We start from the raw sequence: 19,156 nt of genomic DNA on the forward strand, positions 1-19,156 counted from the left end.
TGGAGCAAAACCGTCAGCCGGTTCCACTTTTTGCAGCAGAGGGAGAAATGAGGCTGGCGCCGGGTCAGTCGCCCTGCCCCAACAGGCAACGGACCAACCCGGCCCAATCGAGGTCGAATTCCCCGACGTCGCTGCTCAGGCGCAGGGTCTGGGGCGGCATCGAGGCGTCTTCGCGCAACTGCCACAGCGCGGCGAAGCGACCTCCCGCGAGCCAGGTCTGTACGTCGGCGAATAACGCAGGGGGACAACTGAGGGTCGCGGTGCAGGCCTCGCTCTGGCTGGTCGCCAGATGCTTGAGCAGCGCGTGTCCGCGCTCGATGACACTGGCGTCATCGAACAACCGGGTCAGCGTCAGCGTAAGCAGGGCCTCGGCGGACTCCACCGCCGAACGTTGCAAGGCCTGGCGTTGGTCTTCCAGGGTTTGCAGAAAGGCATTGGCCTGATCCCAGAACTGTCCCGTCGCCTGATCGAGAGAACGCTGGCACTGGCCTTGAGCCTCGGCGATCAACGCCTCGGCCTCGGCCTGTGCGCCGAGCAGCAAGTCACTGGCCCGTTGCGCATCCGCGAGGTCTTCGCGGCGCAGGATCGGTTCGCGCAGCAAGGCCTCGGTGCCCAGGGACAAGCGTCGTCGAACCAGCATCAGCGCGGTACTCGGTGGAGGTTCATGGCGTCGAGACGCGCCACAACACGGCGCGCCACAGGGTATCGAGTTTGTTCGGCGGCAGGTCCGTGGCGAGTTCCCCGACCTCCCCCGGGGCCCATCCCAGGCGCAAGCGCGGCCAGATCGCCGGGCCCAGCCAGGCGCCGAGCAACGGGCGCATGTCGGTCTGTTGCGGGTCGGCCCAAAGCCCCGGTCGCAGGGCCTTAGCCAGGCTGCGGCACCACGCATCGTGCCGCGCGGCCACGGTGATTTCGGCGAGCAGCGGCGCGCAACAGATCGTTCGCGCAAGGGCCAGCGCTTGTTGACGTTGCTCCGGGCTCAGCGCCAGCCACGACAGCACATCGACGTCCGGTTCGGGTGGTTGGCTGGGGCGCACGCCGAGGCTGGCGAGTAAATCCGCCTGCCGGCTGCGATTCACAGCGGTGCACGCCTCGGGCTCCAGGCCCTGCAACGCGAGCACCTGCGCGTGCCAGCCCGGATGCGCCCAACGCCAGGTGCAACACCACCAGTTCACCCAGTCGCTCGCGGTCATAGGTTTGCCGGTAACGTCGAATCGCTGCGCCGGCCGGGCCACACACGGGCGAACAAGGCCACGCGCCAGTCACGACGCAACGCCAGGGTCAGCGCGGCCAGTAGCAACAACAAGCTGATCGGAATCACCATGGCCATGACGTGCCAGAAGCCGACGTCCGGGCTGTCGATCAGGAACGGGCCGAAACGCACGAGGTTTTCCTTGTCCTGAAACTCCACGGAGGGCACGAAGACAATCGCGAATTTTTTCGAGTTGGCCGCTTCCTGGGACATCCCCGGAATGCTGCTCGCGACCATTTGCTGGATGCGTCCGCGCACGCTGTCCGGATCCAGCGCCGCCGTGTGCTTGATGAACACCGCCGCTGACGCCGGTTGCACCGGTTCGCCCGGCGCAATGCGTTCCGGCAACACCACGTGGACCCGCGCGACAATCACGCCGTCGATCTGCGACAGGGTCGATTCCAGCTCCTGGGACAAGGCGTAGATGTAGCGCGCCCGTTCCTCCAGCGGTGTGGAAATCACCCCTTCCTTCTTGAAGATTTCACCGAGGCTGGTGCGCGACCGTCGAGGCAGGCCGGCGGCTTCAAGCACGCGCACGGCGCGATTGATGTCGCGGGCGGCGACGATGATGGTCACGCCGGTTTTCTGCATCTGCTTGCGGGCGTCGATGTGCTGGTCGGCGAGCTTGGCGATGACGTCGTTGGAGTCCGGCTCCGAGAGGCCGCCGAACAGTTCCGTGTCATCGCTGCAACCGCTGAGCAACAGCAGGCACAGCAACACAATCGGGGCAAAGAATTTCACGCGGGGCCTACTGCATGTTGGTCAATTTATCGAGCGCCTGGGCGCTCTTGCTCACCACCTTGGTGGTGATCGCCATTTGCAGCGAGTACTGGGACAGCGAGCGGCTCATCTTGACCATGTCCATCGGATCGGCCGAGCCGGCGGCGGTTTTCATCGAGCGCAACGCCTGCTGCGACAGCTGTTCCTGGGACTGGAGACGCTCGGACAACGCGCCCATCACACCGTCGGCCATATGCCCCGCCGGGGCGGCCTCGTTGCGCATGGCGCCATTGAATAAGTCGACATCCGCCTGCGCAGGTCCGGAAACCAGGCCTGGGTCAGGCTCGACCGGGACGCCCTTGGGTGCATTGATGGGGGAAAGACTCATGGGCGTTCTCCGGCAGACGGTGTCGAGGGGTGCGATGGATCACGGCAATCCTGGGATCAGGAAACGCCCGCGCTCATCACGTCGAGGATGTTTTGCGCCGCTTCAGCGGCCGAACTTTTCAGGCTGTGTTGTTGCAACTGCGGGCTCAAGCCGTTCTGCGCGAGGCTATCAGCGCCGCCCTCCGCGCCTTTGCCACCGGCCATCCCCAGGCCCATTTCCAGGCCTTGCTTGAAGATGTCCATCGGGTTGCTGCTGCCCAACAGTTGCGACAGATCGTTGGATTGGCCGCCCGAGGACGCATCGTTGGCCGACGGTTCCTGTTGCGGGCTGCCCAGACCGCCATTGCCCTGGGACGCTTGCGAGCCCTGGGCGCCACCGGCACCCATCTGCTGGGAAATCTGCTCCAGCGCCGCGCGGAATTTCGAGGTTTCACCCTTGTCGAGGAAGTTGTCCTTGCCACCGCCCTCGTCGAGTTCCTTGCTCCAGGACCCGGAATCCGGCGCACCGAACTCGGCCTTGTTCTGGTCCATGAAATTGGCGACCTGTTGCAGGATCGGCTTGTCGGCCTGGGAAAAAGTCGAGCCTTCACCCTTGTCGGTCAGCGCATTGTCCAGCGATGACTTGCCCAGACCTTGCAGGGTCTTGGACATCAAATCCTGCCCGCCCTGGCCCTGGCCCTTGCCACCAATGCCGGCATCCGCCGAGGCGCCGAAATTGCTGCCCAGTTTGTCCTTGATCAGATCGCCCAACGCTTTCTTGACGGCGTTCTCTTCACCGCCCTTCCCCCCGGCCAAGGCCATGAACGGGTTCTCTTTTTTAAGTTGTTGTTCAACCATCTTGCCCAAGGGCGAATCGGTATTGAGGTGGCCGCCAGACATCAGCGAACTGCTTAACTTGTCGACCACCCCTTTCATGGAATTAAGTGATTCGGAGGCCACGGAAGTTAGGGTCGCCGGAAGAGCGCCGCCCATTTTCAGAAGCGAACTGGCACCTGCTGCTAGAGGATTTAACATGGAAGATTCTCGCTAACGATCAAAAGCCCTCTGCGCAAACAGAGGGCATAGGGATGATTAATAGCTGATGCCTTTCGCACTTTGTGCGACGTTGGAAATTTGCTTGTTGGACGCGTCCGTCTGAGCGGAACTGATGGCCTGAAGTGTGTTGCGCTGTTCGGTTTGCATGGCCGCCTGGCCTTGCATGGTGATATTGCGGGCCGATTGCTCGTCCTGCATCTGCATCATTTTCATTTGTGCGTCGGCTGCTTTACCGCCGCCGGACATGTCGGCGGCTGCCGATTGGTTTTGTGCGTTGCCTTTAACCGAGTTCGCGGTCTCTTTAACTGAGTTGAAACCATTTACTGCAGTATTCGCAACGCCACCTACTCCACCCATACCAGCCATAGTCTTAACTCCACAATGAACACCCGCATCAGTGCGAGATATCCATGAGTGGAGCCGTGACGGATTTGGGTTCCACTTTTTTTTCCAGGGCATCGTGTTTGAGGAAGATATCCAGCGACTTGATGCGGTGATAAAGCGTGCGCCGGGGCACGCCCAATTCCATGCTCACCGCGTCGACGGACTGACCGTGGCGCTTGAGCGCCTCCTGGATCAGGATGCGTTCGATGACCCGCATCTGGGCCTTGAGGGTCTGGCTCTCCGGGTCTTCACCGGGACCGCCGCCGAGCAATGGAAAACCCAGCACGAAACGCTTGGCCGCCGACTTCAATTCACGAATGTTGCCGGGCCAGGAGTGGCTGAGCAGCACTTGGGTCAGCGCCGCGCCCAGCGCCTTGTGACCTCGCCCCAGGTCGCGGGCGGCGGCGTTGGAAAATTGGGAAAACAGCGGAATGATCTGGTCGCGACGTTCGCGCAATGCCGGCAACTGGATGGTCAGCACGTTGAGGCGAAAATACAGGTCGCGGCGAAACAGGCCTTGCTCGACCATTTCGTCCAGCGGCCGTTGGGCCGAGGCGATCACGCATAACTCCAGGGGAATGACCGTGGTCGAGCCGAGTCGCTCGATGGCCCGGACCTCCAGCACCCGCAGCAGTTTGGCCTGGAGATTGAGCGGCATGCTGTCGATCTCGTCGAGGTACAGCGTGCCGCCTTGCGCCGCTTCGATGTAGCCCATCCGCGAACGACTGGCCCCGGTGAACGCGCCGCTGACCACCCCGAACAACTCGCTTTCGGCCAGCGACTCCGGGATCGCCGCGCAATTCATCGCCACAAACCCGCCCTTGCGCTCCGACAACACGTGAATGCGTTGCGCCAGGGTGTCCTTGCCAGTGCCGGTTTCCCCCGACAGCAGCAGATCGATGCCCAGCGGCGAGGTGCTTTGCGCAATGATTTTTATGTCGGGGAGGTCGTTATCGCAGTCAAGCTCACAATCAAAGTAATCGTACACACTCATCTACGATCTCCAGATCGGTTTCCTTCAAGTTATGCCCCCGTCCATAGGCTCTGATCGTTGCCTTTGTACCGCTTGGTGACTTTAAGGGTTTATGACCCCTGCTATCGACCACGCAGCCAATTGCTTCCACGGGCGACACTTCATCCCCGGCACAACTTGCCGAGCAAATAAATAAAGCAATTATTCTAATTATTGGAAGAGTACAAACAATTCAGCAAGTTACTGCAGGGCCGTCGTCAGAAGTTGACGACACCATTGAATAAGGCGCGATTATCCAACAACCGTTAATACAGTACTGACGCGTAGAGTAATGCGGGTGAAACCGGTTACAGCTGCACTAATTTGGTGTTAAAGCACCCTAATGAAGCACAGCCAGATATCACCGACGCAGCAATACCAAACGAGCTTACTTAAACTTGATTTCAATGATCTGACGGATCATCAGCGTTGTTTGCCAATGAACAAAACCGCCGGTCTAATTTTCGGAAGTGAACATGAGCATACATTCGAAGTTATACATGTCAACTGTATTCTCAAAGTCTTGCTCCTCTGTACGAGTTCTTTTCTTCCTTGAGGAATTTCCGGCTCGAGGCCGATTTAAATCCCTCGGAAGAGAGACAAGCATTTCCCGGAAAGTTCCCGGTGAATGTTGATTCGATCAAAGTATCGATTTGCCACTGCGCCAATGTGTGACGCAACGCACGGTGATCGGCCCCCGGCCTGCTTACGTTGCCGAGTGATCGCGAGGCACAGGGAAAACTTTTTGAGTCTTACGCAAATTTTCGATGGAACCGAATGGCCTCGGTTGACCACTCAGCGCCGCCCGCGCCCCGAGTGCTGGCGAAGATTTCGGGTGCGACCACCATCGAGCTGCCCTCGAGCCATTTGTCGCGGATGTCCCACTCGAAAGAAATCGCCGACTTGATCCTCGAAGCCTCCGGCCGCCAGCCGTAATCCCGGGCCGATTTGCATTACAACTTTGTCATTCAACTGTTGGTCGGCTGTCCGGATCGCCTCGTTAACCTGAGCTCACTGCCCAGCCAACTGACGGCAGCCACCTTCACCCGGATTCAGAGAGAGACTCATCATGAAAATGTTAATCCTCGGTTTTGCCGCCCTCCTCGCCACCGGTTCGGCGTTTGCCGACACCCAGCCACAGGCCGCGGTGATTCATGACAAGACCGGTTTCTTCGTGCATATGGACGTCGCTAAAGTCCTGTCCACCACCGACATCTCACAACAGTGCGGCATTATTCCTGCCCGACTGGACTACCTGGACCACAAAGGCCAGGAGCATGTACTGGATTACCAGGTGGAAGGGTCCGGTTGCACCAATGACAATTGAGTGTGCGCGCCGACGATGTGTGGCCCGCGTCACGTGCAGATGATCGGGCTACACTGGCTCACGCCCTCCACGGCGCACTGACTCTTGATGGAAATCGACCATGAATATCCTTGTCGTTGAAGACGAGCCCAAGGCCGGCAACTACCTGCTCAACGGTCTACAGGAACTCGGTTACTCGGTCAGCCTGGCGCGCAATGGCGTGGATGGCCTGCACCTGGCCCTGGAAACCTCGTTCGACGTCATCGTGCTGGACGTGATGATGCCGAAAATGGACGGCTGGGAAGTGCTGCGGCGCTTGCGCAAGGAAGCCGATACGCCGGTGCTGTTCCTCAGCGCCCGCGACGACATCGCCGACCGCATCAAGGGCCTGGAACTGGGTGCCGACGATTACCTGATCAAACCGTTCTCCTTCGCCGAACTGGTGGCGCGCCTGCGCACCCTGACCCGTCGTGGCCCATCCCGGGAAGAAGAACAACTGCAAGTCGCCGACCTGCACATCGACGTGCTCAAGCGCCGCATCACCCGCGACGGCGTGCGGATCACCCTGACCAATAAAGAATTCGCCTTGCTGCACCTGTTCGCCACGCATCAGGGCCAAGTGCTGTCGCGCTCGCTGATTGCCTCGCGGGTGTGGGACATGAATTTCGACAGCGACACCAATGTGGTGGACGTCGCCGTGCGGCGGCTGCGCTTGAAAGTCGACGACCCGTTCCAGCTCAAGCTGATCCACAGCGTGCGCGGCATCGGCTATCGCTTCGATACGCAGCCATGAACCGCCGAGCGCATTCCCTGACCCTGCGCCTGGCCTTGCTGTTTGCCTTGCTGGCGTTTGCCTCGGTCATCACGTTGGGCGTGTGTTTGTATCGCGAGCTGGAGCGCGAGTTGGTCCGGCGCGACGATGCGGCGCTGATCACTCGGGTGGATCAACTGCGCACGTTTCTGAATGACAGCAACACCCTCGACCTGATCAAGAGCAAACCCGCGTTGTTCCAGAACATGCTCGGCAACCGCGAGTCGGTGCTGATGATCGGTGCGGCCGGACAAAAACCGTTGCTGGTGGTCAATCCCGGCAACCTCGACTTGCCGAACCTGTCGCCCGTGACCATGGACCATCCGCTGGTCCTGGCCGACGTGCAGCACTTTTCCGGCGTGGACGGCGTGCCCTTCGCGGCGCTGGCGGCGACCATCGACTCGGGCGACCTCGGCAGCCTGCAAGTCGTGGCCGGTCGACTGATGACCGAGCGCACCAGCGTGCTGGCCAACTACCGGTTGCGCGTGTACTTCCTGGCCGGCGTCGCCGCCCTATTGCTCGCGCTCTGCGGCTATTTGCTGCTGTATCGCGGGCTGCTGCCCCTGCGTCGCCTGGCCAGACACGCCCATGGCATCGGCGTCGGCAACCTCACCGAACGCCTCGACAGCCACGGCGCGCCGCTGGAAGTGCTGCCGATGATCGACGCCTTCAACGGCGTGCTCGACCGCCTCGCCAAAGGCTTTATCCAGCTCGGCCAGGTCTCCACCGACATGGCCCACGAACTGCGCACCCCGATCAACAACCTGCTCGGCGAAACCCAGGTCGCCCTCCAGCAAAACCGCAGCGTCGAAGCCTACCAACAACTGCTCGCCTCCAACGTCGAAGAACTCGAACGCCTGGCGCGCATGCTCGACAACATGCTGTTCCTGGCCCGAACCGACCCGGCCAGTGCCCTGCGCCAACGCCAGGAACTGGACGCGGCAGATGAGATGGAGCGCATGGCGGATTACTTTGAAGGACTGGCGGCGGACGCCGGGATCAGCATCAACGCCCACGGTAGCGGCGTGATCTGGGCCGAACCGATGTTGTTGCGGCGAGCGCTGGCCAACCTGTGTTCCAACGCCATCAAATATGGCGCGCCGGATTCGGAATTGGTGGTGAGTGCGACGCCTTCTGCTGATGGGATCAGCCTGCGGGTGAGCAACCACGGCACGACCATTGCGGCCGAGCATCTGCCGAAGCTGTTTGATCGGTTTTATCGGGTGGATGAGTCGCGGGAACGATCGGCGCAATCGAATGGGTTGGGGTTGTCGATTGTGGCGACGATCATGCAGTTGCATAACGGGCGGTATGGCGTCACCAGTGAGGGTGGGGTGACGTGTTTTGAGTTGTTTTTTCCGGGGCGGGTGTTGGAGGGATGATCCTTGCCGCGCTGATGAAGTAACGAGGGGGCAATCCCCTCGTTACCGTGCCTGATGACTATCCAGGCTTGTGGTTATCCAGTACGCGGTTGACCGCCAACTCACCCATCAGAATCACACGGGCCAGCACCAGCATCGTATGACGTCGCGGGTTGTCCGCCAGGTCGGCGAGATCGTTAACCATCTCGCGGGCTTGTGCGAACGATTCGCTGGCCTCGAGGAGCAACGTTTCGTCATCCACCGCTGCGTCGATGGTGAAGATGGTGCTGCGCTTGCGGGGCGGTATCGGCTCTTTCGTCGCCCCGGGGTTGAGGTAGAAGTTGAGTGCGCGGTCGGCCGCCAGTTTCATTTTCTTGGGATCAAGATCGAAAGAGGCGTCGTAGGGTACTGGATTGGTGTGCGGGGGATTCGGCGTTACTTTGAACATGTCTTAGCTCTCTAATTAGAGCTGTATCCCGTTCGCGACTAAACGAAAGGGAGGCAGCTGTGCACAGGTTAGTCGACCGATGAGCTAAGAAATCGGCGCACCCGAGGGTGCCCTGCGCACAGCTACCATCAAGTGCAGGCTGGGACACCTGACTGATTGGCACTTATGCGACTTAGCTACGACGGGCGACTAAACCCGACCACTGATGAGCAGTGGCAGGTAAACGATAGAGCCCTGGTCCAAGAGGCACAAGCCGGCGGATTCTGGCGCACGCGTAGGTAAAGGCGCAAGGATTTGTAGTCTTCAGGACGTTACACAGGGTGTCTTTAAACAATCCGTTTTCAACGGCTAAACACACCTCAAGAATCAGAGTCGATGCATCCGGGGGCCGGTCATGGCGGAACGATCACCGCGTCCGGCAGGTATCAAATTACAAAACCCACATGGAAACTACAGTGTATTGAAGCAATGGGTTTATCTGACTTTACACCCCATACTCAGGACCTGACTGCCGTTGAGATTCTTCGCATTGTTCATGCAATAGATCCACTCGTAGAGGGTGATTTCGAAACTGCAACACGCAAAGTCGCTGGGCGAAGGGAAGCGTTGCCATTGGGCCCAGGCCAAGCCAACCGTCCACTGAACGGACATCCTTCCGGCCAACTGTATATGCCGTATGACGAAGTTGTAACCACCTACAAAAAATTTGGCGGCACTACAAATGAAACCACATCATTTTATTTGCATCTTCCTGTGTTGCGTAAGCTTCTATGCAAACGCAACGGATGTACCCATCACAAAGGGAATGCTTTTTTTAAGTGCACGAAAAGCGTTGATAAAACACGGCTGGAAACCCTATATAACAAACGAGACAGAACTGATTGGCACTGAAGTCTTACTTAAAAGAAGAGGTATTGTAGAAATAGAACGATGCACCGAAGGAGTTAAATATTGCGAGTTCAACTACAAGAGAAACAATAAATGCCTGGTCGTTTCAACTACAGGTGAAGAAATAAAAGACTTAGTCATAAATAACTGGGGCTTCAAATGCCCAGCGGATGGCTCGCAAGCCGTGAACGACATACGCGGGCCGGCCGGCATAGCCGTCGACGAGCCATTGGTCGAGGCTAGGACCAAGCTCGTCAAACAAGGGTGGAAGCCTACACGGATGCATGCCAATGGCTATGAATATAGCGGCACGGAGCGGGAGCTCGCTGCACGCAAGTTCTTTGAGGTAGATGTCTGTTCTTTTGATAGCTCGCGCTGCATCTTGTTCTACTCAAAGAGCGGCGCCTGCTTGCGCGTCGACACCATTGGGGAGCAGTTCAATAACATGAGAGTTACGCGATGGGCCAATGAGTGTCCTGACGCGCCTCCAAGACCAAGCAGGGGCGGCATGGAATAGCGACCGACGATCATGAGCGAGAAATTTGGTGGAACCACGAAATGAAACTAAAAAATATTGCTTCCATCATTCTTTGTGGCGTTAGTAAAAAAAGGTGACGGATTTATTTAGGAAGCCTATGAAAAAATAGATCCGTCATCTTTTTGCATATTTATATCCGGCAGCAGCTCTCCACCGTACATCACCCTTTCTTACCTGGTATCGCATTGCCCCGGTCGCCGCCTGAGGGGTTGGGCGTTGTACTTGGCCAATTACCACCTGGCCCAGGATGACTCGAAGGTCCGCGAGAGCCGCTGGATCCTTTGCTCGGTCCACTGGAGTTACTTGAACTTTTACCACCTCCACTTTTGGGCATGATGATCTCCGGAGTAAGGAACTACCCCTCAAGAGTAGGCTATCGCGAACATGTGCTCACACTCCGCCTGTCCAGATTTCCCATCTCAACGAATCACACCAACCGCAAAAAGGTGACGGATTTATTTAACGACGCACCTACGAAAAATAGATCCGTCACCCTTATGGAGAAGAACCCGTCACCGCCGCCTCTCGCCAGCCGACGGCCAGAGCATGATGACACCCAGTGCAAACGGAAAGCCCAATCCCCAGAACAGCAAGGGAAGGAACCAGTTCTCCAAAAAGCTATCGAGCATCGCATGGCGCGGATTGCGTGGATCGTATCGGACAGCCACTTCATCGCCCGAGGAGTTCGAACCGCTACAGACTGAAGCACTGAATTCAAAGAGAACTTGATCGGGTGTGTGGAACGCCACCATCGCGCAACGGCTCGACTTCGATCCCCCGTGTCCGGTTGCTGTGATGGTTCCCACGGCTATTCCCGTCATTCGATCCTTTTCGCCCTGGCGGTGTTGCTGCATCAGAAAGCCAACCGTCAGCAACAAAGACGCCGTCAGAGCAAATGCGACAGGTATGGCCCAAGCGCCCGTGATGTATTCGACAAACGGCGACCTGACGCCGACGGGAGTCGACATGCAACCGGCGAAAATCCAGCACAAGAGACCGGCCCCAAAGAGCTCCACGGCATGGGACCAACGATCAGGTATTACATCCAGGAGAGCCTGATCGGGATGGTGTGGGTCATAGAACACCGTGATTGAATCACCGATCTCATTTTGAGAGCTTTTGGTGCAGCTCTTACCCTCGACTACCACCTGGCCCTGCCCGGCTGCTTCGAAACTGACCTGCGGGCACTTGTTTTTTCCCACTTCAACGAACGACACCAAGGTGCCGGTGGCTTGTTGCATGCTCTTTATTTCAATGGAGCGATGGAGAGGCTGAGCGATGCCCCCGAGGATCAGCAGTAGACCCAAAACCGCGAGCAAACGCCTCGACAGAGAATATTGACGTCGCGGGTGAGAGGTAGCTGCCATGGTGTGTGTCCTTACGCTGGCGGGTGGTTGGCTCCATAAACGTTATGGAGACAGCGCGCTTCAATGCATGCCTTTCGAGGGAACTGATGGGTCTGTGCGAATGCTTGGCAAATCGCAGCCAACAAAAAAGGGCCCACCTTTCGGTGAGCCCTTCTAGACCGCCCAGCAGAGCGGATTTTGTTTGGTAGGCGCGATTGGACTCGAACCAACGACCCCCACCATGTCAAGGTGGTGCTCTAACCAACTGAGCTACGTGCCTGCTGTGAGGCGGCATTCTACGGAATTCCGAAGGGGTGTCAACACCTTTTTTCGAGCTAACCCTATGAATATGCAAAATATTTAATTTCGCGGCTGCGACGGAGATTTTCCGGTGGCTGGCGGCGGTTTTTTAACTCGGGTAGGATCGGCGGACTCGTAAAATATATTAAACAGAGGCTGCAGGATGGCGAACACCCCCTACCCCGAGTCCTATTACGCTGCATCGGCGAATGCGGTGCCGCCGCGCCCGGCGTTGCAGGGTGACGTAGAGACTGATGTCTGTGTGATTGGCGCCGGTTACACCGGTTTGTCCTCTGCCCTGTTTTTGCTGGAGAACGGTTTTAAGGTCACGGTGCTTGAGGCGGCCAAGGTCGGGTTTGGGGCGTCGGGGCGTAACGGTGGCCAGATCGTTAACAGTTATAGCCGTGACATTGATGTGATCGAGCGCAGTGTCGGGCCCAAGCAGGCGCAGTTGCTGGGGCAGATGGCGTTCGAGGGTGGGCGGATCATTCGTGAGCGGGTCGCCAAATATAATATCCAGTGCGACTTGAAGGACGGCGGTGTGTTCGCGGCCATCACGGCCAAGCAGATGGGGCATCTGGAATCGCAGAAGCGGCTTTGGGAGCGCTTCGGGCATACGCAGCTTGAGTTGCTGGATCAGAAGCGCATCCGCGAAGTGGTGGCGTGCGATCAATATGTCGGCGGCATGCTCGACATGAGTGGCGGGCATATTCATCCGTTGAATCTGGCGCTCGGTGAAGCGGCGGCCGTGGAGTCGCTGGGCGGCACTATTTATGAGCAGTCGCCGGCGGTGCGCATCGAGCGCGGCGCGAAGCCGGTGGTGCATACGCCGCAGGGTAAGGTTCGGGCCAAGTTCATTATCGTGGCGGGCAATGCTTACCTCGGCAATCTGGTGCCGGAGCTGGCGGCGAAGTCGATGCCGTGCGGGACTCAGGTGATCACCACTGAACCGTTGGGCGATGCGTTGGCCAAGAGTCTGTTGCCGCAGGATTATTGCGTCGAGGACTGCAATTACTTGCTCGATTACTACCGTTTGACCGGGGACAAGCGTTTGGTCTTCGGCGGTGGCGTGGTGTATGGCGCCCGGGATCCGGCGAACATTGAGGCGATTATTCGGCCGAAGATGCTCAAGGCGTTTCCGCAGTTGAAAGACGTGAAGATTGATTACGCCTGGACCGGCAACTTCCTGCTGACGTTGTCGCGTCTTCCGCAGGTTGGGCGGCTGGGGGACAACATTTATTACTCCCAGGGTTGCAGCGGCCATGGTGTGACGTACACGCATTTGGCGGGCAAAGTGCTGGCCGAGGCGTTGCGGGGTCAGGCTGAACGGTTTGATGCGTTTGCGGATTTGCCGCATTACCCGTTTCCGGGTGGGCAATTGCTGCGTACGCCGTTTGCGGCGTTGGGGGCTTGGTATTACGGGTTGCGGGACAAGTTCGGGTACTGACCAACAACACGGTTCCGTGTCGGAGCGAGGCTTGCTCGCGAAGGCGGACCATCAGCCAACATGGATATTGAATGTGACGGCCTCTTCGCGGGCAAGCCTCGCTCCTACAGGGATTAGAGGCGATCCTGCGGGATGGCGCTACGACTCTGTAGGAGCAAAGCTTGCTCGCGATGGCGGACCATTAGCCAACAAAGATGTTGATTGTGATGGCCTCATCGCGAGCAAGCTTTGCTCCTACAAGGGGTCACAGCTGATTCCGTGGAATACCGCTGCGGATTCGCAGGATGTCGGCCAAGACTGCCAGGGCGATTTCCGCCGGGGTCTTGCTGCCCAGGTTCAAGCCAATCGGCGCATGAATCCGCGCCAACTCGGCATCGCCCAACCCACCAATCCGGCGCAACCGCTCGAAGCGCTTTTGCGACGTTTGCATCGACCCCATCACACCGATGTAAAACGCATCGGTACGCACCGCTTCCATCATCGCCAGGTCATCAATGCGTGGATCGTGGGTCAGCGCCACCACCGCCGTGTCGCTGTGGCAGCCACCATCGGCGATAAACACCGATGGCAATTGGCGACGAATTTCGACGCCGTCCAGCACCACGCCGTCCAGCACTTCATCCCGGGGATCGCACAGAATCACCTCGAACCCCAGGCCCACGGCAAACTCCGCACACGCTTGGGCAACGCTGGAATATCCGGCCAGCAACAACCGCTGCGCCGCACCGATCCGCACGCGCACTCGATCAATCTCGCGCTCGATACGCACACCTTGCTCACTGTCAGCAAACACAGCGCGCGCACCGCTGGCCAGATCGACCTCGCGAATCAACCGACGCTGACCCAACAGCGCCGACTCCAGCTCCCGCAGATGCGCCTGAACTTCGCAATCCGGCTCAAGCTTCTCCACCAGCACATCGAGCACGCCGCCACAGGGCAGACTCACCCCGTCGCCTGCCCCGTAACGCACCACGCTGACGGACTGATCGAACAAACCCTCGGCAACGCGCTCAAGGAAATCCTCCTCAACACACCCGCCGGACAGCGAACCGATCCACTGCCCCTCAACGTTCACCGCCAACAACGACCCCGGCGCGCGCGGCGCCGAGCCGTAAGTGGCCAGCACCGTGCACAGCCACACCCGCTGACCGGCGCAAGACCACTCCAGCGCCCGGCGCACCACTTGCAGATCGAGATGCTGCATGTCAGTGCGCCTTGTGCTCGGTCGGTGGTGCGTCCGCTTGCAGCTTCTGCACATCGCTCACCGCCAACTCAGCAGCCTGACCGCCCCAACCCTGACGCAGGTAATTCAGCAGATCGGTCAGTTGCTCATGGCTGAGTTTGTCGGCAAACCCCGGCATCGGTTGCATGCGTTCGAACCCGGCGAATTTCTGCTCGCCGATGCCGTCCTCGATCACCCGCAGCAGGTTGCGCGGATCGTCCAGGCGCAGCGTGGTGTTGCCGCGCATGGCCACGGCGATGTGCGGTTTGCCCTCGCCGTTCGGCGCGTGGCAACCGGCGCATACGTTCAGGTAGTCCTGGCGACCGCGTTGGGCGCTGGGGCTCATCTGCTCCAGCGGCACTTCAGTCAGCACCTTCGCCACCGGGGCAGGATCGCCCAGCAGGTACGTGGCCATGGCTGCCAGGTCCGGGTCGCTGAGGCCTTGGGTGCTGTTGTGGAACACCGGGAACATCTCGTTGAACATCGTGCCCTGGGCGCTCATCCCGTGCTTGAGGAAGGTGCTCAGGTCCTGCTGATTCCAGCCACGAGCGGCCAGGTCCGTCGCCAACAGGCTTGGCGCCAGGTAGCCGTTGAGCAGGCCGCCGGTCAGGCGTTTGTCCTGCTGCATCGCGCCGGGCAAGCCGCGAGGGGTGTGGCATTCGCCGCAGTGGCCGAGCACTTCGACCATGTACTCACCGCGCTTGAACGCCTCGCTTTTGCCGTCGGTGGGCGCCAGTTTCACGTCCTTGCCGTAGAGCATGTTCCAGCCCATCAGGCCCAGGCGCACGTTGAACGGGAAGCTCAGTCTAGTGACCGGGGCTGCGCGTTCGATGGGCTCGACGGTTTTCAGATACGCATGAATCGCGTCCGAATCTTCGCGCGGCATCAGGTGATACGAGGTGTAAGGCATCGCCGGGTACAGGTTCGCGCCATCGCGACGCTTGCCTTCGGTGAGCGCGGCGAAGAACTCGTCATCGTTGTACAAACCGATGCCGTGCTCTTTGCTCGGGGTGATGTTGGTGCCGTAGATCGTGCCAAACGGCGAAACGATCGGCAGCCCACCGGCAAACGGCGCGCCGCCCGGTGCGGTGTGGCAGGCCATGCAATCGGCGGCGCGGGCGAGGTATTCGCCGCGCTTCACTTGATCATCCGCGTGAGCCAGCAACACTGGCGCAGCCAAGCCAACCGCCAATGCCAGACGGGAAAGTAAACGGTTCATGGCTTAACCCTCCTTGACCAGGCCGAGATCGGTCAGCACGTTGCGCGTGGCGCTGTAATAGCGCACGTAGCCGGTGCAGCGGCAGATGTGGTGGCCGAGGCTGTCCTCGATGACTTTTTCCAGCTGACTTTTGACGATCGGCTGACGCTGCAGCTTTTCCACCAACACCGTCGCCGCGTTGACGAAACCCGGCGCGCAGTAGCTGCACTGGAACGCGAATTCATCGACGAAACGCTGCTGGATCGGGTTCAGCTCGGTGACCTTGCCTTGCTCGTCGCGGGTCGCGTGGCCTTCGATGGTCCGCACTTTCTTGCCTTCGAAATAGTGCGCGCCGGTGATGCAGGTGCGCACTTCTTCGCTGGTGCCGTCCGGGTTATCGACGATCACCACACAGGCATGGCAGATGCCCTGGCCGCAGCCGAGGCGCGAGCCGGTGAGGTTTTTGTATTCGTGCAGGTAATCGATCATCGGCAGGTCATCAGGGATGTCCACCGGGCCGACGGATTGACCGTTGAGGGTCAGTTGAAACGGACGGTTAGCCATTGAGGGCCTCCTTGATGCGTGCGGAAGTGATGGGCAGGTCGCGGACCCGTTTGCCGATGGCGTGGGCCACGGCATTACCGATGGCGCCGACCACCGGGATCATCAACACTTCGGCGATGCCCTTGGATGGATCGCTCGGCGACAGCGGCGGCAGGATCTCGGCGGTCTGGTTCCACACCGCAACGTGGCGCGCCATTGGCAAGCGGTAACGGTTGAAGTTCCAGTCACCCTCCCCCGGCCCGCCTTCGTAAAGCGGCATCTCTTCGAGCAGCGCATGGCCGATGCCCATGGCGATCCCGCCTTCGAGCTGGCCCCTGACCAGTTCTTCCACCAGCACCCGACCGCACTCGACCCACGAGTGATGGTTGAGCACTTGCACTTCGGCCGAGCCCTTGTTCACTTTCAATTCCACCAGCGTCGCGACCGGGCTGTAGTAAGTCACCGCCGCGTTGTTCAACTGGGTGTCCGGGTAGTGCACGTTCTGGCGATCCAGCAGGTGGAAACCGTTGCTGGTCATCTGTGCTTTCTTCGCGTTTGGCGCGCCGTCGCCGTACTTCACGGCCAAGCCATCCAGCGGTAGGCGTTCGCGCACACCGTCGATGCTGAACTCGGCCTCGGCCCAGCTCCAGCGGTTGAAACCGTGCACGGTCGCGCCCGTCACCAGGCCTTTTTCGTGGGCGTGTTTCGCCAATTGCTCAAAGCTCAGCGGCTGCATGCCGTTGGCGGTGAGTTTGCCGTCAACCCAATGCGCGTCTTCGCGGCGCACCACGTACGGGTTGGCCTGGCCGCCGTAAGGGCCCTGGCCCCAGATCTGCAACGCCGCCGGCCACAAGCCGTGGTTGAACAGCACGCGGGACGCTTCGCGGGTGGCGTGGCTGAAGTAGTACGCGGAGTTGGTCGCCGACGAGGCCGAGGCGAGTTTGCCGACCCAGCGCGGGTTGCGCAGGAAACCGTCCTGCTCGGCCTGGCTCATGATGTACGGGTTGCCGCCGGTGATCAGCTGCAACTCTTTCCATTCGGTTTCGCCGGTCTTCACTTCCGTGGCCGGGATGCCAATGAAATCCGCCACCACCAAGGCTTGGGAGGTGGACATGCCGGTGCCGATTTCGATGCCGATATGGCGCAGGGTCACGTGCCCTTCAGCAGTGAATTCGATGCTGGCCATCGGCGCTTCGGAACCGGTGCCAAAGTCTTTCTGGCAGATGGCGAAACCCACGCCATACCAGTGATCCGGGTCGGCGGCTTCACGCTGAAGCTTGATCAGGTCGCGGTTTTTCCAGACTTCGTGGACCGCGGCTTTGTCGAGGATTTCGTGCAGGCGCAAGGCACCGGCCGGGACCGCGCCCTGGGTGTTTTTCATGCCTGAGAGCATGGCGTTTTTCTTGCGCAGGTCGATGGCGTCGATGCCGAGGCGACCGGCGATTTCATCGACCATCATCTCGGTGGAGGCCATGCTTTGCAGGGTGCCGTAGCCGCGCATCGAACCCGCTTCAACGGCGCGGGAATGGTAAGCCGTGACCTGCAAATCGTTCTGCGGCATGTAGTAGATCGACTGCGCCGCCGTGGCGCCAACCGCCGCCACCGAAGGGCTGTAGTTGATCCGTCCGCCGCCGTCGACGCTCATCTCGGCGCGGAAAATCTGGAAGCTGTGATCGGTCTTGTCCACGGCCAGTTGGTAGCGGATGTCGAACGGGTGACGCTTGATGCCGCTCTGGAACTGCTCGTAGCGGTCGTTGGCCAGACGCACCGGCACACCGGCGCCGTACAACGCGGCCAGGGCGGCGTAGTAGACGAAGATGTTGTGGTCTTTCGAGCCGTAACCGACGGTGTAGCCCGGGTGCATGTTCAGGTTGGCCAGGCCGAAACGCGACGGCGCGATCATCTTCGCGGTTTCGGTGGCAGCTTCCAGCGGACATTGGGTGGCGACCACAAAGTGCAGGGTCTTGGTCGCCGGGTCGTACCAGCCGTTGCCGTTGTCCGGCTCCATCGCGGCCGGCTCGATCGACGGGGTTTTGTAGCGTTCGTCGAACACCAGCCAGTTGTCCGGCGGGCTGTCGATTTGCTGCTTCATGCGGTCGGCGTAAAACAATCCGCGCTCGGTCAGGTTGCCGTGCAGGTCCGGCTGGGAATTCCACACCGGGCGACGGTTTTTCAGCATCGGGAACAGGATCGAATCCTTGAGGCTGGCGAATTCGTCTTCGTCCGCCGAGGTCGCGCCGCCGACACGCACATAGCGGAAGCTGCCGTAGGGATCGCCTTCGTAGAACGGAACTTGGGCACCGTAGCGGATGGCTTTGTCATTGAATTTGAGCTTGGCCTTGGCCTGGCGGAACCGCTCGAAATCGTTCCAGATCAGAATCGCCACCGGGTGACCGATGAACATCGGCACTTTGCCTTCCGGCAGCAGCGGATCGGGGGCGTGCTCTTCCGGGAAGACGATGCCGTCCTTGTCCAGGTCGGCGGCGGTGACGATGCGGTCGGGCTGCAAGTCGGCGCCGAGCCACGCCAGGTCATAGCCGGCGTAGATGCGGTCGGCCTTGGTGATTTTCAGCAACATGGCGTGGCCCTGCTGCTGGGGCCAGCCCGGCATGTCCTTGGCGCGGATGTCGCGGGCAAAGACTTTGCTGCCGCAGACCTTGGACAAGGCGTCGTTACGTTGGCGCGCCTTGCCGTTGTTGCCGAGCCATTGCTCGGACGGCACGGTCACGCTGTTTTCCATCAAGGCCGCCAGCGCCTGGGAGCTGAGCGGTGTAAGCGTCACGCTCACACCCGCCACCAGCCCGCCCTGAAGGAACGAGCGCCGGGATATTTCACGGTTGGACATGGATCATCCTCTGGGCGGTTATGGGTCCGCCCTTCTGGTTATGTTCTGGGGATCTCGCGTCTTGCAGGAGCGCTTTTGGACGAAGCAAAAGGCTGAATAGACAGTGCAAAGCT

General features: G+C 59.8%; 18 protein-coding genes, 1 tRNA gene and 1 pseudogene. 6 read left to right on the forward strand and 14 right to left on the reverse strand.

Features of this window, described 5'->3' with window-relative positions:
- Positions 1-64: 64 nt before the first annotated feature.
- The 7 genes from sctL to FQ192_RS12415 are packed head-to-tail and all read right to left on the reverse strand — an operon-like array spanning position 65 to position 4,772.
- Positions 65-640 (reverse strand): type III secretion system stator protein SctL, encoded by a 576-nt coding sequence (gene sctL, locus FQ192_RS12385; RefSeq protein WP_149658859.1) that lies wholly within the window; start codon positions 638-640, stop codon positions 65-67.
- Positions 641-662: 22 nt separating this feature from the next.
- Positions 663-1,193, reverse strand: a complete 531-nt coding sequence (locus tag FQ192_RS12390) for a type III secretion protein (protein ID WP_149658860.1) — start codon at positions 1,191-1,193, stop codon at positions 663-665.
- On the reverse strand, positions 1,190-1,993 hold the full coding sequence (gene sctJ, locus FQ192_RS12395) for a type III secretion system inner membrane ring lipoprotein SctJ (protein WP_149658861.1): 804 nt from the start codon (positions 1,991-1,993) through the stop codon (positions 1,190-1,192). Before sctJ ends, FQ192_RS12390 begins: the two co-directional genes overlap by 4 nt.
- Positions 1,994-2,000: 7 nt before the next feature.
- Positions 2,001-2,360, reverse strand: a complete 360-nt coding sequence (gene sctI / locus FQ192_RS12400; RefSeq protein ID WP_149658862.1) for a type III secretion system inner rod subunit SctI — start codon at positions 2,358-2,360, stop codon at positions 2,001-2,003.
- 56 nt (positions 2,361-2,416) lie between these two features.
- Positions 2,417-3,373: a hypothetical protein gene (locus tag FQ192_RS12405; protein WP_149658863.1), complete on the reverse strand. Its 957-nt coding sequence runs from the start codon at positions 3,371-3,373 to the stop codon at positions 2,417-2,419.
- A gap of 57 nt (positions 3,374-3,430) precedes the next feature.
- Entirely contained in the window at positions 3,431-3,760 is a 330-nt protein-coding gene (locus tag FQ192_RS12410) for a hypothetical protein (RefSeq protein WP_133836963.1), read from the reverse strand.
- Between the two features lie 28 nt (positions 3,761-3,788).
- Complete coding sequence (locus tag FQ192_RS12415) at positions 3,789-4,772, reverse strand: sigma 54-interacting transcriptional regulator (RefSeq protein WP_149658864.1); 984 nt, start codon at positions 4,770-4,772, stop codon at positions 3,789-3,791.
- 828 nt (positions 4,773-5,600) lie between these two features.
- Between FQ192_RS12415 and FQ192_RS12420 the strand changes: the two are divergent.
- The 4 genes and pseudogenes from FQ192_RS12420 to FQ192_RS12435 form a co-directional block, all read left to right on the forward strand.
- A pseudogene (locus FQ192_RS12420) lies at positions 5,601-5,726 on the forward strand (alpha/beta hydrolase); the annotation flags it as partial.
- 133 nt (positions 5,727-5,859) lie between these two features.
- Positions 5,860-6,117: a DUF2790 domain-containing protein gene (locus tag FQ192_RS12425; protein ID WP_149658865.1), complete on the forward strand. Its 258-nt coding sequence runs from the start codon at positions 5,860-5,862 to the stop codon at positions 6,115-6,117.
- Positions 6,118-6,217: 100 nt separating this feature from the next.
- Positions 6,218-6,889, forward strand: a complete 672-nt coding sequence (locus FQ192_RS12430; protein WP_149658866.1) for a heavy metal response regulator transcription factor — start codon at positions 6,218-6,220, stop codon at positions 6,887-6,889.
- Positions 6,886-8,289, forward strand: a complete 1,404-nt coding sequence (locus tag FQ192_RS12435) for a heavy metal sensor histidine kinase (RefSeq protein WP_149658867.1) — start codon at positions 6,886-6,888, stop codon at positions 8,287-8,289. Before FQ192_RS12430 ends, FQ192_RS12435 begins: the two co-directional genes overlap by 4 nt.
- A gap of 58 nt (positions 8,290-8,347) precedes the next feature.
- On the opposite strand, the gene FQ192_RS12440 is transcribed toward FQ192_RS12435, so the two are convergent.
- Entirely contained in the window at positions 8,348-8,716 is a 369-nt protein-coding gene (locus FQ192_RS12440) for a DUF6124 family protein (RefSeq protein WP_133836957.1), read from the reverse strand.
- Positions 8,717-9,437: 721 nt separating this feature from the next.
- On the opposite strand from FQ192_RS12440, the gene FQ192_RS34445 reads away from it, so the two are divergent.
- Complete coding sequence (locus FQ192_RS34445) at positions 9,438-10,121, forward strand: hypothetical protein (protein ID WP_256672276.1); 684 nt, start codon at positions 9,438-9,440, stop codon at positions 10,119-10,121.
- Positions 10,122-10,654: 533 nt separating this feature from the next.
- Here FQ192_RS34445 and FQ192_RS12450 read toward each other — a convergent pair.
- Together FQ192_RS12450 and FQ192_RS12455 are read right to left on the reverse strand one after the other, a co-directional pair.
- Positions 10,655-11,509 carry a DUF3592 domain-containing protein gene (locus FQ192_RS12450; protein WP_149658868.1) on the reverse strand — a complete coding sequence of 285 codons (855 nt, stop codon included), beginning with the start codon at positions 11,507-11,509 and terminating at the stop codon, positions 10,655-10,657.
- Positions 11,510-11,691: 182 nt separating this feature from the next.
- A tRNA-Val gene (locus FQ192_RS12455) sits at positions 11,692-11,768 on the reverse strand.
- A 183-nt stretch (positions 11,769-11,951) separates the two neighbouring features.
- On the opposite strand from FQ192_RS12455, the gene FQ192_RS12460 reads away from it, so the two are divergent.
- Positions 11,952-13,235 carry an FAD-binding oxidoreductase gene (locus FQ192_RS12460; protein WP_149658869.1) on the forward strand — a complete coding sequence of 428 codons (1,284 nt, stop codon included), beginning with the start codon at positions 11,952-11,954 and terminating at the stop codon, positions 13,233-13,235.
- A 244-nt stretch (positions 13,236-13,479) separates the two neighbouring features.
- On the opposite strand, the gene FQ192_RS12465 is transcribed toward FQ192_RS12460, so the two are convergent.
- The 4 genes from FQ192_RS12465 to FQ192_RS12480 are packed head-to-tail and all read right to left on the reverse strand — an operon-like array spanning position 13,480 to position 19,043.
- Positions 13,480-14,439, reverse strand: coding sequence for an XdhC family protein (locus FQ192_RS12465; RefSeq protein WP_149658870.1), 960 nt, complete (start codon positions 14,437-14,439; stop codon positions 13,480-13,482).
- Between the two features lies 1 nt (position 14,440).
- Complete coding sequence (locus FQ192_RS12470; RefSeq protein ID WP_149658871.1) at positions 14,441-15,676, reverse strand: cytochrome c; 1,236 nt, start codon at positions 15,674-15,676, stop codon at positions 14,441-14,443.
- Between the two features lie 3 nt (positions 15,677-15,679).
- Positions 15,680-16,219: a (2Fe-2S)-binding protein gene (locus FQ192_RS12475; RefSeq protein ID WP_123403637.1), complete on the reverse strand. Its 540-nt coding sequence runs from the start codon at positions 16,217-16,219 to the stop codon at positions 15,680-15,682.
- On the reverse strand, positions 16,212-19,043 hold the full coding sequence (locus tag FQ192_RS12480) for a xanthine dehydrogenase family protein molybdopterin-binding subunit (RefSeq protein ID WP_149658872.1): 2,832 nt from the start codon (positions 19,041-19,043) through the stop codon (positions 16,212-16,214). The genes FQ192_RS12475 and FQ192_RS12480 overlap by 8 nt, the downstream gene beginning before the upstream one ends.
- Positions 19,044-19,156 lie beyond the last annotated feature (113 nt).

Origin of the sequence: Pseudomonas sp. ANT_J12, from assembly GCF_008370045.1 — a bacterium.
Classification (GTDB): Bacteria; Pseudomonadota; Gammaproteobacteria; order Pseudomonadales; family Pseudomonadaceae; genus Aquipseudomonas.

Bases quoted from the DNA above. Each gene is read 5' to 3' on its own strand.
- sctL (WP_149658859.1), bottom strand. From the start codon at position 640: ATGCTGGTTCGACGACGCTTGTCCCTGGGCACCGAGGCCTTGCTGCGC.
- FQ192_RS12390 (WP_149658860.1), bottom strand. From the start codon at position 1,193: ATGACCGCGAGCGACTGGGTGAACTGGTGGTGTTGCACCTGGCGTTGG.
- sctI (WP_149658862.1), bottom strand. From the start codon at position 2,360: ATGAGTCTTTCCCCCATCAATGCACCCAAGGGCGTCCCGGTCGAGCCT.
- FQ192_RS12405 (WP_149658863.1), bottom strand. From the start codon at position 3,373: ATGTTAAATCCTCTAGCAGCAGGTGCCAGTTCGCTTCTGAAAATGGGC.
- FQ192_RS12410 (WP_133836963.1), bottom strand. From the start codon at position 3,760: ATGGCTGGTATGGGTGGAGTAGGTGGCGTTGCGAATACTGCAGTAAAT.
- FQ192_RS12415 (WP_149658864.1), bottom strand. From the start codon at position 4,772: ATGAGTGTGTACGATTACTTTGATTGTGAGCTTGACTGCGATAACGAC.
- FQ192_RS12425 (WP_149658865.1), top strand. From the start codon at position 5,860: ATGAAAATGTTAATCCTCGGTTTTGCCGCCCTCCTCGCCACCGGTTCG.
- FQ192_RS12430 (WP_149658866.1), top strand. From the start codon at position 6,218: ATGAATATCCTTGTCGTTGAAGACGAGCCCAAGGCCGGCAACTACCTG.
- FQ192_RS12435 (WP_149658867.1), top strand. From the start codon at position 6,886: ATGAACCGCCGAGCGCATTCCCTGACCCTGCGCCTGGCCTTGCTGTTT.
- FQ192_RS12440 (WP_133836957.1), bottom strand. From the start codon at position 8,716: ATGTTCAAAGTAACGCCGAATCCCCCGCACACCAATCCAGTACCCTAC.
- FQ192_RS34445 (WP_256672276.1), top strand. From the start codon at position 9,438: ATGAAACCACATCATTTTATTTGCATCTTCCTGTGTTGCGTAAGCTTC.
- FQ192_RS12450 (WP_149658868.1), bottom strand. From the start codon at position 11,509: ATGGCAGCTACCTCTCACCCGCGACGTCAATATTCTCTGTCGAGGCGT.
- FQ192_RS12460 (WP_149658869.1), top strand. From the start codon at position 11,952: ATGGCGAACACCCCCTACCCCGAGTCCTATTACGCTGCATCGGCGAAT.
- FQ192_RS12465 (WP_149658870.1), bottom strand. From the start codon at position 14,439: ATGCAGCATCTCGATCTGCAAGTGGTGCGCCGGGCGCTGGAGTGGTCT.
- FQ192_RS12470 (WP_149658871.1), bottom strand. From the start codon at position 15,676: ATGAACCGTTTACTTTCCCGTCTGGCATTGGCGGTTGGCTTGGCTGCG.
- FQ192_RS12475 (WP_123403637.1), bottom strand. From the start codon at position 16,219: ATGGCTAACCGTCCGTTTCAACTGACCCTCAACGGTCAATCCGTCGGC.
- FQ192_RS12480 (WP_149658872.1), bottom strand. From the start codon at position 19,043: ATGTCCAACCGTGAAATATCCCGGCGCTCGTTCCTTCAGGGCGGGCTG.